Annotated in this window: 1 protein-coding gene; it reads left to right on the forward strand. The window is 42.8% G+C overall.

Going from position 1 to position 264, the window contains the following annotated elements; all coding sequences use genetic code 11:
- On the forward strand, window positions 1-264 hold a 264-nt coding region (locus AAEY97_RS21330), incomplete at both ends, for a M3 family metallopeptidase (RefSeq protein WP_351001360.1).

Here is a 264-nt window from a genome sequence, read left to right on the forward strand (position 1 = left end):
CATGACGTTTGACGAAGTATCAACTATGTTCCACGAGTTTGGTCATGCGGCACACGGTTTATTCTCTGACGTTAAATACCCAAGCCTAGCAGGTACTGCAACAGCACGTGACTTTGTTGAATTTCCATCACAAGCACACGAAGATTGGATGATTGAACCAACGGTACTTGCTAACTACGCTAAACATTACAAAACTGGAGAGCCAATTCCTCAAGCACTACTTGATAAAGTACTTGAGTCGCAAAAGTTCAACCAAGGTTTTGG

The organism is Shewanella sp. TB7-MNA-CIBAN-0143 (assembly GCF_040310065.1).
Classification (GTDB): domain Bacteria; phylum Pseudomonadota; class Gammaproteobacteria; order Enterobacterales; family Shewanellaceae; genus Shewanella.